Origin of the sequence: Vibrio hepatarius, assembly GCF_001274785.1 — a bacterium.
Lineage (GTDB): Bacteria > Pseudomonadota > Gammaproteobacteria > Enterobacterales > Vibrionaceae > Vibrio > Vibrio hepatarius.
Genome location: NZ_LHPI01000019.1, coordinates 182,325 through 198,666, shown reverse-complemented (window position 1 = coordinate 198,666; position 16,342 = coordinate 182,325). Strand labels below are relative to the sequence as shown.

At 46.1% G+C, this 16,342-nt stretch carries 16 protein-coding genes; 6 read left to right on the top strand and 10 right to left on the bottom strand.

Translation table 11 applies throughout. The annotated features are described in order from the left end of the window. Positions 1–7: 7 nt before the first annotated feature. The 4 genes from AKJ31_RS17785 to maiA form a co-directional block, all read right to left on the bottom strand. Entirely contained in the window at positions 8–1,213 is a 1,206-nt protein-coding gene (locus tag AKJ31_RS17785) for an acetyl-CoA C-acetyltransferase (protein WP_053410418.1), read from the bottom strand. A gap of 122 nt (positions 1,214–1,335) precedes the next feature. Further along, entirely contained in the window at positions 1,336–2,622 is a 1,287-nt protein-coding gene (gene fahA / locus AKJ31_RS17780) for a fumarylacetoacetase (RefSeq protein WP_211263068.1), read from the bottom strand. 109 nt (positions 2,623–2,731) lie between these two features. Beyond that, positions 2,732–3,265, bottom strand: a complete 534-nt coding sequence (locus AKJ31_RS17775; protein ID WP_053410416.1) for a VOC family protein — start codon at positions 3,263–3,265, stop codon at positions 2,732–2,734. A 72-nt stretch (positions 3,266–3,337) separates the two neighbouring features. Next, the gene (maiA, locus tag AKJ31_RS17770) at positions 3,338–3,979 is read right to left on the bottom strand and encodes a maleylacetoacetate isomerase (RefSeq protein WP_211263067.1); all 642 of its coding nucleotides are present in this window, start codon (positions 3,977–3,979) and stop codon (positions 3,338–3,340) included. A 258-nt stretch (positions 3,980–4,237) separates the two neighbouring features. Here maiA and AKJ31_RS17765 point away from each other — a divergent pair, with 258 nt between their 5' ends. From AKJ31_RS17765 to AKJ31_RS17750, 4 genes are read left to right on the top strand one after another with little or no spacing between them, the layout of a single operon-like run. Next, positions 4,238–5,269, top strand: a complete 1,032-nt coding sequence (locus AKJ31_RS17765) for a TRAP transporter substrate-binding protein (protein WP_053410415.1) — start codon at positions 4,238–4,240, stop codon at positions 5,267–5,269. Then, positions 5,269–5,784, top strand: a complete 516-nt coding sequence (locus AKJ31_RS17760; RefSeq protein ID WP_053410414.1) for a TRAP transporter small permease — start codon at positions 5,269–5,271, stop codon at positions 5,782–5,784. Before AKJ31_RS17765 ends, AKJ31_RS17760 begins: the two co-directional genes overlap by 1 nt. Then, positions 5,781–7,085: a TRAP transporter large permease gene (locus AKJ31_RS17755; RefSeq protein ID WP_053410413.1), complete on the top strand. Its 1,305-nt coding sequence runs from the start codon at positions 5,781–5,783 to the stop codon at positions 7,083–7,085. Before AKJ31_RS17760 ends, AKJ31_RS17755 begins: the two co-directional genes overlap by 4 nt. Positions 7,086–7,095: 10 nt before the next feature. After that, on the top strand, positions 7,096–7,545 hold the full coding sequence (locus AKJ31_RS17750; protein WP_053410412.1) for a MarR family winged helix-turn-helix transcriptional regulator: 450 nt from the start codon (positions 7,096–7,098) through the stop codon (positions 7,543–7,545). Positions 7,546–7,611: 66 nt separating this feature from the next. On the opposite strand, the gene AKJ31_RS17745 is transcribed toward AKJ31_RS17750, so the two are convergent. Further along, positions 7,612–8,247, bottom strand: coding sequence for a LysE family translocator (locus tag AKJ31_RS17745; RefSeq protein WP_053410521.1), 636 nt, complete (start codon positions 8,245–8,247; stop codon positions 7,612–7,614). A 209-nt stretch (positions 8,248–8,456) separates the two neighbouring features. Between AKJ31_RS17745 and AKJ31_RS17740 the strand changes: the two genes are divergently transcribed. Continuing rightward, entirely contained in the window at positions 8,457–9,947 is a 1,491-nt protein-coding gene (locus tag AKJ31_RS17740; RefSeq protein ID WP_053410411.1) for a carboxypeptidase M32, read from the top strand. 77 nt (positions 9,948–10,024) lie between these two features. Here AKJ31_RS17740 and AKJ31_RS17735 read toward each other — a convergent pair whose 3' ends face one another. Then, on the bottom strand, positions 10,025–11,317 hold the full coding sequence (locus tag AKJ31_RS17735; protein ID WP_245639066.1) for a diguanylate cyclase domain-containing protein: 1,293 nt from the start codon (positions 11,315–11,317) through the stop codon (positions 10,025–10,027). Between the two features lie 531 nt (positions 11,318–11,848). Here AKJ31_RS17735 and AKJ31_RS17730 point away from each other — a divergent pair. Next, positions 11,849–12,103: a hypothetical protein gene (locus tag AKJ31_RS17730; protein WP_053410409.1), complete on the top strand. Its 255-nt coding sequence runs from the start codon at positions 11,849–11,851 to the stop codon at positions 12,101–12,103. 10 nt (positions 12,104–12,113) lie between these two features. Here AKJ31_RS17730 and AKJ31_RS17725 read toward each other — a convergent pair whose 3' ends face one another. The 4 genes from AKJ31_RS17725 to AKJ31_RS17710 all read right to left on the bottom strand — a co-directional run bounded on the left by AKJ31_RS17725 (position 12,114) and on the right by AKJ31_RS17710 (position 16,229). Then, positions 12,114–13,025, bottom strand: a complete 912-nt coding sequence (locus AKJ31_RS17725; RefSeq protein ID WP_053410408.1) for a pirin family protein — start codon at positions 13,023–13,025, stop codon at positions 12,114–12,116. A 164-nt stretch (positions 13,026–13,189) separates the two neighbouring features. Continuing rightward, a complete protein-coding gene (locus AKJ31_RS17720) occupies positions 13,190–13,945 on the bottom strand; it encodes a DeoR/GlpR family DNA-binding transcription regulator (protein ID WP_053410407.1) in 756 nt (251 codons plus the stop codon). Further along, the gene (gene pdxA / locus AKJ31_RS17715) at positions 13,942–14,928 is read right to left on the bottom strand and encodes a 4-hydroxythreonine-4-phosphate dehydrogenase PdxA (RefSeq protein WP_053410406.1); all 987 of its coding nucleotides are present in this window, start codon (positions 14,926–14,928) and stop codon (positions 13,942–13,944) included. The genes AKJ31_RS17720 and pdxA overlap by 4 nt, the downstream gene beginning before the upstream one ends. Further along, the gene (locus tag AKJ31_RS17710) at positions 14,925–16,229 is read right to left on the bottom strand and encodes a four-carbon acid sugar kinase family protein (protein ID WP_053410405.1); all 1,305 of its coding nucleotides are present in this window, start codon (positions 16,227–16,229) and stop codon (positions 14,925–14,927) included. Before AKJ31_RS17710 ends, pdxA begins: the two co-directional genes overlap by 4 nt. Between the last annotated feature and the right edge of the window lie 113 nt (positions 16,230–16,342).

Below are 16,342 nucleotides of genomic sequence, written 5' to 3'. Positions count from 1 at the left end.
TCTCCCCCTAACAACGCTTAATGATGACAGCAGTTCCCATACCGCCGCCGATGCACAACGAGGCCAAACCAAACGTTGATTGAGTTCGTGCCAACTGATACACCAAGGTAGTCAAAATACGATTGCCAGACGCGCCAATCGGATGACCAAGCGCTATCGCGCCGCCGCTTAAGTTGACGCGTTGTTCGAGCCAAGACGGCTCAACGTTGTGCGCGCTCGCCAATTGTTGATTGACTCCAATAGCTTGTGCAGCGAACGCTTCATTGAGTTCAAATACCTCAATATCGCTCAAGTGCAGGTTGGACTTTTCAAGCACATTGCCGATCGCAGCAACAGGGCCGAGCCCCATAAATGCTGGGTCAACGCCGGCTTGCGCGTACTCAATCACTTCCGCCAATGGAGTCAAGCCATATTGCTCAACGGCACTTTCAGAGGCGAGTAAAATAGCCGAAGCGCCATCATTAATGCCGGATGCATTGCCCGCCGTAACCGAACCTTGTTTATCAAACGCTGGTCTCAGGTTCTGCAAGTCTTCGAGCGTGCAATCGAGTTTGGGAAACTCATCTTGATCGACCGTTTGGGTTTGTTTGCGGTAGGTGACAGAAACAGGCGCGATCTCTGCGTTAAAATGTCCGTCTTTTATTGCTGTTGCGGCTTTAAGCTGGCTGTCGAGGGCAAACTCGTCTTGCTGCTCGCGGGAGATAGCAAACTTCTTAGCAATGTTTTCTGCGGTAATGCCCATGTGGTAACCGTGAAAAGCGTCAGTCAGCCCATCTTTGAGGATGGAATCTTCCATCACCTGATGCCCCATGCGAACCCCTTGTCGGATATTGCCACTGGCTAAAAACGCAGCGTTGGACATGCTTTCCATTCCGCACGTCATCACAACCTCTGCGTCTCCTGCCCTGATATGGCTGGCGGCATCCATGACCGCTTTCATGCCACTGCCGCAAATCATATTCAGTGTGTGAGCGGGAACATGGTAAGGAATACCCGCTTTGATCGCGGCTTGTCTCGCAGGCCCCATTCCTGTACCAGCACTAAGTACATTACCAGCGATGACTTCATCAACCAGCTTTGGGTTAAGGTTTGCCTGATCTAAACACGCAGATATTGCATGCGCACCTAATTCCACGCTCGACAGCGCCGATAAGGAGCCGGAGAATTTGCCTATCGGCGTTCGCTTTGCGGCAACAATAAAAATCCGTTTCATAGTTTCAATCTCTAGAAATTCACTTAAACAATTGATAGTTATGTTTATTATTTTCTTGGCACGAACAACCCCGTGAACCTATCCGATGATTCAGATAAGTTCTCGGCGTTGTTGGTGGAACGTTAGTTAGATTTGCTTGGCAGTATTTTTCCGACCGCTTGCCCAAAGCCAACTCGATACGTTGCGGTTTGGCTGTAACCGGAGAGGATCAGCGTGTCGTTGTCTTCGATAAATGTTCGCTCTGAACCGTCCGCTAGCGTGATTGGATCTCGACCATTCCAAGTCATCTCCAACATTGAGCCACAAGAATCAGGCGTTGGACCCGAGATGGTTCCCGAGCCAAGTAAGTCACCAGTGCGCATTGCACAACCACTGGACGCGTGATGGGTTAGCTGCTGCGCACAAGACCAGTACATACCTTTGAAGTTGGTGTTGCTGATCACCGTGCTCTGCTGAGCGTCTTGCGGTAATAGCTCGACCGACAACTTAATATCGAAGTTTTGCGCCTGATTCTGCTGAAGATACTCCAACGGCTCAGGATCTTGAGTTGGTCCTGACACTCTAAAAGGCTCAAGTGCTTCTTGAGTCACCACCCAAGGAGAGATGGTGCTGGCGAAGACTTTAGCTTGGAACGGTCCAAGAGGCTGATATTCCCACACCTGAACGTCTCGCGCCGACCAGTCATTCAACAGCACGTAACCAAAGATCATGTCGTTCGCTTGAGAGGTCGTGATCGCGCTACCCATCTCGTTGCCATAACCAACGACCGCACCAATCTCGAGCTCAATATCCAGCTTTCTCGACGGCGCGAATATTGGAGCTTTGGCGTCTGGGGCTTTGAGCTGGCCAACCGGACGACGAATATCCGTACCGCTGACCACCACTGTACTCGCGCGACCGTTGTAACCGATGGGAATATGGAGCCAGTTCGGCATCAGTGCATTTTCTGGGTCGCGGAACATGCAGCCAACGTTGGTCGCATGCTCTCGAGACGCGTAAAAGTCGGTATATTCCATCACTTCAAACGGCAGATGCATGGTGGCTTCTGATTGGGCAACTAACACACGGCTACGAAGCGACTCGTCATCACGCAGTACAGCGTTATCTATGTTAAGGAGATTGGAAACATCGCGACGCACACGAGACCAAGCCGCCTTTCCCAATGCCATAAATGGATTCAGTTTGCTCTGGTCGAACACCTTGTTTTCTAGTGACAACAGCCCAGCCTGTTCAATCAAAGTTAGGTCGAGGATATAGTCACCAATCGCGACACCGACGTGCGGTTGTTGTAGATGCTCGATCGAGAAAACGCCAAAAGGCAGATTCTGGATCGGAAAAGGACATTCAGGCGCGTTGGCGCTTTCAACCCATGATTTCAAGTCACTATCGTGTGTTTCGTTTAAGTTCATATGTTGTTCCATCAGGCAGACTTAGTGAAGAAGTAACCGGTCGTACTTTGTAGTTGGTTAGATTGACGATCCGGCGTATTAGTAAAGATGCAGTTAAAACAAGATGGCACTAATTAAAGCTACCGTCGTGCATCCAGCGCACATGCTCTGGCGCACGTTTGGTCTTCGCCCACTCGTTCAACATGTCCCATTTGGCTTCATCAATCATTCTGTTCATCTCATCGGTCGCTGTATTCACCGCAAGTTCTAGGCGGTGGCCCGATGGGTCAAAGAAATAGATCGACTTGAATATGGTGTGGTCCGTTACGCCAACCACTTCTATACCATCCGCTTCAAGTTTGGCTTTTACTTCTAACAACTCATCCATCGTTTCTAGCTCAAGTGCTAAGTGCTGGCACCATTCTGGGGTGTTCTCATCGCGCCCCATTTCTGGACTGTTTGGCAGCTCAAAAAACGCGAGAATATTGCCTGCACCTGCATCGAGGAAAATATGCATGTATGGGTCTGGTTCTTTTGTTGATGGCACTTCATTCTCTGCAATCGCGGCGAGAAAGTTCATGTTGAGATATTTTCCGTACCACTCCACCGTCTCTTTAGCATCAATACAACGATAAGCAACGTGGTGAATTTTCTTGATGTTCATGGTTAGCCTCTGTCATTACTCTGTTTCATTAACTTTACTTGCGCGCAGTGGATACTTTTCCAACACGCGCCGTTATACCGATTTGTCTGGGCTTGCATTGGCAAACGCGGCCAACGCTAGGCAGTTCTGCTCAACCTCGACCATTCTTGGATAAGGCATTAAATCCAGTTCAAAACGGCGCGCATTAAAAAGCTGTGGGACAAGACAAACGTCAGCCATGGTGGGCTCTGTCCCACAGCAAAACGGGGAATCACTCTGGGCGAGCTTGCTTTCAATGGCGGCAAACCCTTGCTTTAACCAGTGGTGATACCAAGCCAGCTTTTCTTGCTCGCTGTGGCCAAGTGTCGATGTTAAATGCTTTAACACTCGTAAATTGTTCAGTGGATGAATGTCGCACGCGATATCCAAAGCCAATGCTCGGCACTCTGCTCTTTTCATTGGATCGGTAGGCAAAAGAGCAGGCTCTGGATACTGCTCTTCCAAATATTCGATGATTGCTAAAGATTGAGTGATAACGCCCTCACCGATCTCCAACGAAGGCACTAAACCAGTAGGGTTCAAGCTTAGGTATTCCGCACTACGCTGTTCACCGTCGAGCAATGAGACGGGTATAGACTGATACGCCAGTTGTTTTAGATTCAGCGCGATTCTCACTCGATAAGCCGCCGTCGAACGCACGTAGTCATACAATTTAATCTCAGTTCTCTCACTCATTCTGGTTACCTTTCGTCATCAATCCGCTCGTTCAAACATACAATCATTTAGTTTCATTTGTAATTAACTTATACACAAACCAAGATTAATGTGCAAACATTTATACATTGTCGTAACAAATACCTTACATTAATGTTGTTTTTATCCATTCAATGTGCTTTGATTTGTGGGGAAAGGCGAAATAACAAGCCGAAAATCCGAGCGAGAATCGCAAACACTCAAAAAATAAAGTTACAAAAGTAACAGGTGAGGTTAAAAATGAAGAAGTTAGTTTTGACTTTGATTGCTGCCGCTTCAACATGCATTGGAACCACCACTTCAGCTTTCGCGGCTGAAAAAACATTGATCATTAGTTCTTGGGGTTCACCCAACCACGGAATTAATACTTTGGTGTGGCCGACATGGGGCAAATGGGTCAACGAAGCCACGGAAGGAAGAGTCGATATTCGAATTGAGCACAATATGGCGCCGCCACCAGCACAAGCGGATATGATCACGGATGGCGTTGCAGACGTCACTTGGTACTTTCATGGTTTTAAACCCGGACGTTTTGAGTTGACGACGCTACCAGAGATCCCAACTTTTTCTAACACCCTCTCATCTGAACAAGCTTCTGCAGCTTACTGGCGCGTCTTTGATAAGTATCTGAAAAAAGGTAAAGAACACCGTGGCACCGTGGTACTCGGTGTTGGAGTTCATGGTCCGGGCACGATCATTACTCGTGAGAAAGTGAACTCGTTTGACGATCTAGACGGCAAAAAAATGCGCGTTGCAGGCGAAGTAATGTCGGTACTTGGCAAGAAAATGGGCGTTGCTCCGGTGGCACTTCCACCAACCAAAGTATACGAAGCCCTTTCTCAAGGCGTCGTTGACGGTGCTTTCCTCACACTTGAGGCGTTGAAAAGCTTCCGCCTGAATGAAGTCGCGCCAAACGTTATCACCTTCCCTGGCGGCTTGTATCGCGGCAGCTTCAGTATCTTAATGAACCCAGATACGTTGGATAGCCTGTCAGCAAAAGACCGTGAGGCGGTACTGTCGGTATCGGGTGAAAAACTGTCTCGCCTATTTGGCCAAATGATGGACCAAGCAGACCAAGCTGGCGTAGAAGATACACTTGCGAGAAACGGCAACATTCAAGAAGCGTCACCAGAGATGGTTTCGCAAGCGAAGAGTTTCGCACAAGGCCTAGAAGAAGAGTGGCTGAAAACAGCGAAGAAACGCCGCATCAGCAACCCAGAAGAAGCTTTGGCGTACTACCACGAGCAAGTTGAGCTTCTTGGAGCTGAGTAATGAACTTGACCTTTTCTGTCCTTAAGCAATTGCGCCAGATACTGGGCGTAATTGCTTCATTTACCCTGTTTTGCATGCTGGTGCTTACCGTCATCGATGTCGTCGGACGCTATTTCTTTAATAGTCCGTTTCCCGGCGGTGTCGAACTGGTCGAGATCATGCTGGCGATTGTGGTCTTTTCCGCGTTTTCGTTGATTACCTGGAGCGAAGAACACATTTGTGTCGACTTGTTAGATGACTGGTTTCCAGTCTCACTGACCAATCTGCGCCAAGCGTTCATCAATCTATGTAGTGCGTTTGCACTCGGTTTGATCGCTTGGAAAGTATGGGGCTTAGGCGCGCGTTCACTCTCTTATGGTGAAACCACTGACGTACTCGAAATTCCTATCGGCTATGTGATGTATTTTGTCTCGTTTATCGGCTGGATTTCGATGGTTATCGCTTTGGCATTGGCGTTCCAATACTTGTTTAGCAAAACGCCCGTTAGCAATTCCACACAGGAGAGTGACTCATGACGGTAACATTAGTGGGATTTGCAGCCCTCCTTATTTTGGTTTTATTGCGTATTCCATTGGCGTACGCGATGGGGATCGTCGGTTTTGTTGGCTTTGGTGTTCTGGTCGACTTTAACTGGTCTGCGACGTTATCAATGGCGGCGCGACGCATCATCGACACTGGTCAAGATTACAGCCTCTCCGTCATTCCATTGTTTGTACTGATGGGCAACTTGGTCAACCGAGCCGGTATTTCACAAGAGCTTTACGCAGCCAGCAACGCGTTTGTGGGGCACCGTAAAGGCGGGCTATCCATGGCGACAATCCTTGCTTGTGGTGGATTCTCTGCGATTTGTGGCTCTAGCTTGGCGACTGCGGCAACGATGTCGAAAGTTGCCATGCCACCGATGCGTAAATACGGCTATCAAGACAGCTTGGCTGCCGCATCTATCGCAGCGGGCGGAACTCTCGGGATTTTGATCCCGCCAAGCGTTATGTTGGTGGTCTATGGGCTACTGACCGAAACCAGCATTCGTGAACTGTTTGCGGCGGGCTTAGTCCCAGGCATTTTAGGCGTCGTATTGTACCTGGTTGCGGTCCGCTGGACGGTGCACCGTCAGCCCACGATGGCACCACCAATGGAGCGTGTACCTTGGCCACAGCGTTTGGTTGCGCTAAAAGGTGTGCTATCGACCATTGCGCTATTCATTTTGGTGATGGGCGGCATTTACGCGGGTGCGTTTACCCCAACTGAAGCGGCAGGCATCGGCGCGGCGGGCGCTTTACTGATCGCCATGATGAAGCGCGCAATTACCATCAAAGTGTTGCATGAAATCCTGCTCGACTCGGCCAAAACAACTGGCGTGCTATTCAGTGTGGTGATTTCTGCGTTGATCTTTTCAAACTTCATCAACCGCTCTGGATTCACCAATCAACTGTTGGAACTGATTACCAGCATGAACATGGCACCATTTATGGTGATCATTGCGATTATCTGTATCTACATTGTTCTCGGTTGTATCTTTGAAAGTATGTCGATGCTGCTGTTAACCGTGCCTATCTTCTTCCCATTAGTAGAAAGCTTGGGCTACGACCTAGTTTGGTTTGGCATTCTTGTAGTTGTAGTAACGGAGATCAGCTTGATCACTCCTCCTGTCGGGATGAATGTTTTTGTCCTCTCTGGTGTGGTGAAAGATATAAAGACGAAGACCATCTTTAAAGGTATCATCCCATTTTGGACGGTAGACATGCTTCGATTGGTGCTCGTTGCACTGATTCCAGCATTGTCATTAGCTTTACCACATTGGCTATACAGCGGTTAATTGAGGGAACATGGGACAATTTGCATTTTCACTAGACAACTTCTTACCTTACAAACTGATACAGACTTCCGAGCAAGTCTCAGAGAGTCTCGCGACTCTGTACAAGAAAGAATTTGGTATTACCCGCTCAGAGTGGAGAATCATCGCCAACTTAGCAGCGCGTGAAAATGTGATTGCCCGTGACCTATCCGAAATCACTAAGCTCGACAAAGTGAAAGTGTCACGCACGTTAACCATTCTCGAAGACAAGCAGTTGATCAAACGCACCAAATCAGAAAACGATTTGCGCGCGTCTAAAATTGAGCTAACCGAGAAAGGGTTGGAGCTTTACCAGCACATCGTTCCGCGTGCGATGGCGTGGGAATCACAAATCCTTGATGGTTTGACCGCGACGCAATATCGCGACCTTTGCCAAACGCTAGACGCGCTGAGAAAGTCAGTGGCAACACTCACCAAGTAATTTACAGCCCATAGATAGTAAAAGAGCGACGTCACCGTCGCTCTTTTGTTAGTTTGGGAATCCCAATTACTTATCTTCCAACATCAATTTGACGCCAAGCCCCACCAGCACTACACCGGTTGTGCCTTCCATCCAGTGCATGAAACGCGCGCTTTTGAGTAAGTTTTTTGCCGAGGTTAACGCGCCAGCAAGACCACATTGCCATACCATCGCGATCACAAAGTGAATCGATGCCATCAGGGTCGACTGCAAAAATGCAGAGCCTTCCGGATTGATAAACTGCGGTAAGAAAGCAAGATAAAACACCGCCGTTTTCGGATTTAGTACGTTAGACAAGAACCCTTCACGCATTGAGCGAGAGAAGCTGAACTCATGGCGAGCAACCGAGCCTGTCGCGGCTTGAGGCGCCGCATGGTTTTTCCACAAACCTCGCAACGTCGTTAAACCCAAGTAAATCAGATACGCTGCACCCACCATCTTAACCAAATGAAACAGCTCTGCCGATTGAGCAAGAATGGCTGAAATACCAATCGCAGAAAAAGTCGCGTGGACAAACAAACCAAGGCAAATACCCAAGCTGGTAACGGCACCGTCGGTGAATCCACCACGGGAAGAATTACGAATCACCAACGCCGTATCCAACCCTGGAGTTAACGTCAGTATGGTTATCGCGATCAAAAACGCTTCAAAATTGTGTATCACGCTTACATCCACCAAGCAAAAAGATAAAACTGATCCTTTATTGTCATATTTACACGGGCATTTCAATCAAATTTATTTCATCACCCCCTTAAAACCTCGCCTTCTCATGCGCTTTACACTAAGTCGCGACAATTTCTTTGCGAATGACTTGGTAAGCTCATGCAGCGTTGGTAAACTTTTGTTTTCTCTATAGTCATGGAAGGCGACACATGAGCGCATTCGAAAAACTCAAAGCACACTCTCAAAAACTTTCTCATTTTCAACATCTAGCCGCGATTTGTGGCTGGGACCAAGCAGCTGTAATGCCAAGCGGTGGCAGCCAAGCTCGATCAGAGGCGATGGCAGAGTTGTCTGTTCACATGCACAACTTGCAAACACAGCCACAGTTAGCAGATTGGTTTGCTGAAGCCGAGCAAGAATCGCTAAATGCCCAAGACAGCGCGACATTGCGTGAGCTTAAACGCACTTGGCTACAAGCGAACGTTCTACCTGAATCACTCGTGCAGGCCAAGTCATTAGCTGGCTCAAAATGTGAACATGCATGGCGCACTCAGCGCGGCCAAAACGACTGGCAAGGTTTTGAGAAGAACTGGGCGGAAGTGGTTAAGCTGTCTCAGGAAGAAGCGCAGATTCGCGCAGAAGCTACCGGCCTTTCTGCGTACGACGCAATGCTTGATATCTATGAACCCGGTACGACAACTGAGTCTCTAGATGTGCTGTTTAGCGATGTGAAAAGCTGGCTTCCAGAGATGATCGACCAAGCGATCGAGAAGCAATCTGCAGAAAAATTCATTGAGCCGCAAGGCCGCTTCCCAAGTGAAACTCAGAAGGCGCTGGGGTTAGACGTAATGAAGCTTTTGCAGTTTGATTTTGAGCACGGCCGACTTGATGAAAGCGTTCACCCATTCTGTGGCGGCGTGCCAAGCGATGTACGTATTACCACGCGCTACGATGAGCAAGAATTCGTACAGTCGTTGATGGGGATCGTACACGAGACAGGTCACGCTCGTTACGAACAAGGCTTACCAAAGTCACTAGCGGGTCTACCTTCAGGTGAAGCGCGCTCTATGGGCATTCACGAGTCACAATCGCTGTTCTTTGAAATGCAGGTTGGTCGACACGATGCTTTTATCGCCCATCTCGCACGCCTTGCAGGCCAACACTTCACTGGCCACGATGCAAACCTGTTCTCACAGGATAACTTTCAAAAGCTCTACACGCGCGTGAAAAAAGACTTCATCCGTGTTGATGCAGACGAACTCACCTACCCTGCGCACGTTATCTTGCGTTATGAGATTGAGCGAGATCTGATCAACGGTCAAATCAAGCACACCGATATCCCTGAACTTTGGGATCTAAAAATGCAAAGCTACTTGGGTTTGTCGACCAAAGATAACTATAAAAATGGCTGTATGCAGGATATTCACTGGACAGATGGCGCGTTTGGTTACTTCCCGAGTTATACATTGGGCGCGATGTACGCAGCACAATTTATGGCGTCAATGAAGCAAAGCGTGGATGTGGATTCAGTGATTCAATCTGGTGATTTAACACCGATCTTCACTTGGCTTTCAGACAATATTTGGAGTAAAGGCAGCTTACTCACTACAGATGAATTGGTGAAACAAGCGACAGGTGAAACACTTAACGCAACGTATTTCAAACAACATTTGAAAACGCGTTACCTAAACAATGCTTAAGCAACCTAACTAAGTTAGATGGTTAACTGTCTGATTGACGACGTCTTTCAGGCAATCTAATCAACTCTTATCGCGCTTCATGTCGCAGGTTCATAAGCGCGCTTTTCTTGATACATACTCTTGTCTGCTTTTGACAGAATGTCATTGATTGCTGATGGGTCAGCTTTACCGATATAGCTACAATATCCAATACTAATTGATAACCATATTTTGTGGTCATTCCAACGTAATACATTGTTTTCTATAAAAGAATGTATATTTCGAATGACTTGTTCAACGTCTTCAGGTTTCGCGGATCGCTGTAAAACTACAACGAACTCATCACCACCTACTCGTGAAACAAAATCTGATGATCGCACACATCGAGTCAGCAATGACGCAGTATGTTTTAAAACTTCATCTCCTGCCTCATGCCCTAGCGAATCGTTAATTGCCTTAAATTTATTTAAATCAATATTTAAAACGGTAAATTGAACCGAAGCACCTTTTCTTGACATGATCCGCTCCAACTCATTGAACAAATAACGTCTATTGGGCAATTTCGTCAACTCGTCATGTAGCGAGAGTTTGTGAGCACGTAAGTAGTTGTTAATTAGGAATAAAACTAAGATATAAATAACACTGAATGTCATCCAACCAAGTGCAGAAAATAAAACCTTAAAACTACCAATACTTTCGATTTCATCAAAATCGGTATATTTCGCAAACAACGTCCAGTTACCATTGGGCAGGTAGATGGGATAAATGACATCGTACTCCGTTATAACCTTTTCGTCCCCTTCGATTAGTTGATCTTGTTGACTAGCCACTAGAGCAATGTCTACTCCTTTCAACGTGTGAAGGTTTGACTTTTCGATTAACTTTTCATAGTTAATCACAACACTGAGTCCCCCCCAATATTCATTATTATGTGGTATATCAGTGAATATTGGATATCGAGCGATAATTGCCCTGCCCCCTTGCACCAGCTCTAATGGTCCGGCGATATATACATTCTTACTCTCTTTCGCGAGCAGCACAGTTTTGTACTGATTAGGAACGGTACGAAAATCTAACCCGACGGCTTTTTCGTTCCCTTCCAAAGGATAAACGTGAGATATGATGTCATTGGGCGCCAAGCCTATGTTTCTTACTAGTCTTGCTTTGGATAGAAGTTGCTCTGAGATAACACTCCAGTTTTTCATCGCAAAATCAGGGTTAAGGGCCACAAACGAGGCAAAGCTATCGGCAAGGAAAGTATCCCGATAAACATTCGCTTCTATAGCGTATCGAACCAAAGCCAGCTCATGCTGTACTTCTTTTCTTACCTGTTGCACCTGTTTTTCAACAAATTTATCGCTAACCAAGCCGATTACAGTATGAGAAAACAAGAGGTACGCTATCGTCAAAAAAACGAAATACCATGGGTTGAATTTGTACGTCCTTAGTAACACGAATATCTCAGCCTTATCTCGAATTTACATCCATAACCATATATTAGACTTAATTGGTCAAATAACTGAATTTATGGTGATAATTATCTTAAAGTATGATGTATGGTCGGTAAATACGGCTCCTCACAAATCTCAAACCATCCGAGTCGTACAAGTCACATAGTTCCATGTTGGCGGGCATTTACGCGCATCTCTACTCGATTTTTTGAAAGTAACCGCTGGGTTGAGATAATTCCTAGATACCGCGAAGTGGTTGTTACAGACAAAGGCTGTCGCGGACTGCATAAACACTTTCTAATCAACGAGTAAGTTCACTATAGGTTAAACAGAAGTGACTTTGCCTTCTGCTCCTTTACCATTTTCCTCCCATTTTCGAAACGCAGCATGTTCAAGACTGAATTAGTCATAAACTTGTCACACTCGACAAGTAGGCTCTCTCGGCAATTTGAACAACAGCAACATATTGAAATGGGACAAAAAACTCACCCGAAAGACGAGAAGATCGTTCAGCTACTCCAACAGCAAGGCTTAATCAAAAGTGAAGTGAAGACGCGTTTAAAGAGTGAAGTTTACCGCCTACACGCGGATGAAGTGGTTAAAATCAATAACTACGCCGAGCATTTCGGCCTAAATGCCAAACAAAAGCTAATCGATGAAATCCTCGACCTTCGACGCGAGACGATGCTTTCTCGGCTCACTCAAGCGCAGGTTCATTCGCTGTAAAATACCCCACTTAAGGTAAAGGGATAAGTTCCTTGTCATCACCGGGAATTTTCGCAAATCGACCTTGTGTCCAGTCATCTTTGGCTTGTTCAATCCGCTCTTTGCGGCTAGAGACAAAATTCCAGTCAATAAATCGCTTCCCAAGGCTATCACCGCCTATCACAGCAATGCGGGAGTCTTGCGTTGCCTCGATAACTACGCCTTGAGGGTTATCCAAGACAACCATAGAATGCTGTGGCATATCGGTGTCTTTAGCACGTAAATGACCGTGCACCACATACACGCCCATTTCTTCGCTTGTTGGCAACAACAATGATTGGCCTCGTTTTAGCTCGGCTTCAAGATAGAGTGTTTTTGAGAATGCTTTGACCGGAGATATCACACCATAAGCACTTCCCATCATCACGCGAATAGGAACGTCGTCAACACGAACGGCTGGAACTGAACTTGAGGGGTAGTGATGAAAGGCAGGCTCGTCTTCTTCATGATCTGATGGTAACGCGAGCCAAAGCTGCAAAGCATTTACGCTGTGATCCGTTTGAGTGACTTCTGGTCGTTCACGCTCAGAATGGACGATACCACTGCCCGCCACCATTAAGTTAATATCGCCCGGAGTGATGGGCTGAACGTTGCCAAGCGAATCTCGATGTAAAATCTCACCGTCAAATAAATAAGTGACTGTCGCGATACCGATATGGGGATGAGGACGCACATTAATCCCCTCGCCCGCTGGAAAGGTAGCAGGTCCCATGTGATCAAAGAAAATCCAAGGCCCGATGGTTTTAAGTTGTCTTGTAGGTAATGAACGGCGAACAGAAAAGCCACCTAAATCTTTATCCCTTGGCTGCAGCACCATTCGAACAGAACCACATCTTTCACCAAGCTCACAATCACCCATCACATCTTTGTTTATATTGCTCATAGTGCGGTTCCTGCTGGCGGGACTGATTAACCTCGTTACCGTTATGATAGTTGCAGATGGCTTAGCACGTGTAAGAAGTACGCCTAGATACTGAAAAGCCTCTGAAGTACAGAGGCTTTAAGAAGAGTATTTGCTTTTAACTTTATGATCTAGGGTAGATTCACTTACACCAAAATCAGCTCAATGTTCTTAGCTCTGATCTGATCTTGGGCTTGAATATCTAAATTATCATCGGTAACGATATGAGTTATGTCAGTCAGATCGCAAGCTTTGTACAATGAGTATGCACCATATTTAGAACTGTCAGAGATAAGCACTCTTCGATTTGAGTTCACAATGATGTCTCGCTTAAGCGCTGCTTTTTCTTCCGTTGGCGTAGTGATACCTTTTTCGACGCTCCAACTGTTACATGTTAAGAAAGCGACATCTGGGTTAATAGAACGGAGTAACTGCCTACCGTGTTCACCGATCGTCGATTGGCTACTATGATCAACGGTTCCTCCGGCAATAATGACTTCTATTTGCTTATATTCAGAAAGGTAAAGCGCGATGTGCAGATCAACGGTTATCACACGCAGCGGTAGATGAATGAGATTTCGGACCAACGCCATCGATGTAGTACCTGCATCTAAAACGACAGAATCCCCGGCCTTAACCATCTCAGTTGCAGCATCCGCAATATTTTGCTTTTCCCGTATGCTACGTAACATCTTCTCATTTGTCGTTGGTTGGTTTGCCACAAAACGATTTAACGAAACGCCACCATGTGTTCGAGTAATGACGCCTTGTTCATCAAGTTTTACCAAATCCCGACGTATCGTAGCAGGCGATGCTGCTACGACTTTAACCAAATCATCTACCGTAACCAAGTTATGGTGTTTAAGGTATTCAATTATCTGCTCAACGCGCTGGTTCTTCATATATTGCTCAATTTGACTGCCAACTCCACAGATTTAACCATGCTTTCTGGATTCGCTTTTCCTGACCAAGCGATATCAAAAGCCGTACCGTGATCTGCGGAAGTACGGAAAAATGGTAAACCTGCCGTGATGTTAACACCATCATAAAAGCCCATCAATTTCAAAGGGATGTGTCCTTGATCATGGTACATAGCGACAACGATATCATATTGCCCCTGAGAAGCTTGCAAAAACACGGTGTCAGGAGGACATGGACCATATACATCAAGGCCTTCCTGCTTCATCGTTTCAATACATGGGCCGAGGACTTCAATCTCTTCATGTCCAAATAAACCATTTTCTCCAGCGTGCGGGTTTACGCCAGCAACTGCGATTTTTGGTTGAGAAAATCCTGCCTTCTTCATAAATTCGTCAGCGATCTTTATCACCGTGTTTACACGCGATTTATTTAGCGTTTGTAAAAACTTAAGTAACGCAATATGGGTAGTGACATGGATTACACGTAGGGTATCCGTGTACAGCACCATCGCATAGTCTTTCGTGTCGGTTAACTTGGCAAGTAGTTCGGTATGCCCTGGATAATTATGACCCGCTAAGTGCAACGCTTCTTTATTAAGTGGAGCAGTCGCAATTGCACTAATGTCGCCTCCAAGAGCCAGCTCCGTGGCTTTCTCGATGCATCGATATGCGAGGTCACCAGCTTGAGCCTGAACTTGGCCGAATTCAAAGGTATTCATATCCGACATTGGAATGTCCAATACATTAACAATCCCAGGTTCAAAGTTCGCCTGCTCAACAGAAGTAATAATGTTGATTGTTTGAGGAGTAGCCAACTCTTTGTCGAGCACCATCTGTAATACTTCGGCACTACCAATTACCACACAGTTTGTACCTGATAGAGACTCGGTAGCGAGGGCCTTTAGAATGATTTCAGGACCGATCCCTGCAGGATCTCCCATTGTAATACCAATAATACCTTTCATTGTTTTACCTCTTGATTTAAATACTGAATTACTTGAGCAAAAGTGGTGACATCGCCAAAACCACCAGCTTTGGTGAAGATCGGGAATGGAGTGAAATCACTGTTTAAGGTTCCCCATGGAACACAATCAGCGACTATTCCACCAATTTGATAAGAAGAAGCATGTAATTTTCCTGCGGTTGCGATAGCAATATCGCCTCCACATAAAATCAGTCCGCCCAATCGTGCTTTAGGTGATAGCTGTTTGACGATCGAGCTAGCTAACTCCGCCAAACAGCCCCGAACATGCTCAGATAGCTGTTTTTGCGACAAATTGTTTTGCTCTGCTATACGACCAAGCTCGTAACGCAAGCTGAGATCCTGGCAACTTCTGATCACACAGTTCTGTTGCAGTTCCAGTATTCTGATAGCTTCATTTGCTTTAACGCCCAGATATGTTTCAAAGTTCTGAGACAATAGCTGCTCCAACTCTAACTCCACCACTTGAGCGATATCGTGTTCTAACAGGTATTCTGCTTGGAGAAATGTGGTCTGACTCATCGATCCAATGACACCTAAAACTGGCGCATGTGTAGGTTTTAGATTGGTCGCTGTGTGACTACCTAGAGTAAATAAAGCTTGGGTAAGCTCACCTGTGCTCACAAATACTGAAGGTACGTTTAATTGTTCTGTTGAAAGATAAAGTTCCGAGAGATCACAGCTAGACTGCGCATCACATACAATGATCTTTGCTCCCGAATGATAAAGACGAGTTAAGCATTCCAAATGTGTTGAATCACCTCGATCTTCGAAACGATATTCTTCTACTTTAGCGTGAGTTTGTTGCTTGAGAATATCGCTTATTCGAGAAGAGTTGATAGGTGACTTAGGATCTGATGCAAACTCGGTATCAGCTAACGGAACATCATTTACATAACACAAACCGCCCAGCGTCTTTCGGTGTGCATTTGGGGCAGCAATCGCAACAACGGCAAGACCAAACCCATTCTCAAGCAAAGCCTCTATTTCACTTCCGATATTACCTCGAAGAGTAGAATCTACTTTCTTAATAAGAAGGGGTTGGCTATCAGCCAGCTGATAACGGCATGCTAACTGTCCCACTACCTCTTTCGCTTCGTCTGCATCCAGATCTCTAGAATCCGTGCAAATGATAGATACAGACTCAGAAACTTCATGCCTGTCTTCCTGGGCAAATAGGACATGAGTCTCTAATCCTGACGACGCCAGAGCCACACCGATGTCATTCGCACCAGTAAAATCGTCGGCAACTATATAACGTAGTTTGTTTTTTCCCTCTTTCATGAGGCAACTCCACTTTCAACAACAAATCCATTGTAATCAAAAAATCACTTAAATAAAGCAAATTATGATTAAATTTAATCATAATGATTATTTGTGAGCTAAATCTCGCAAAA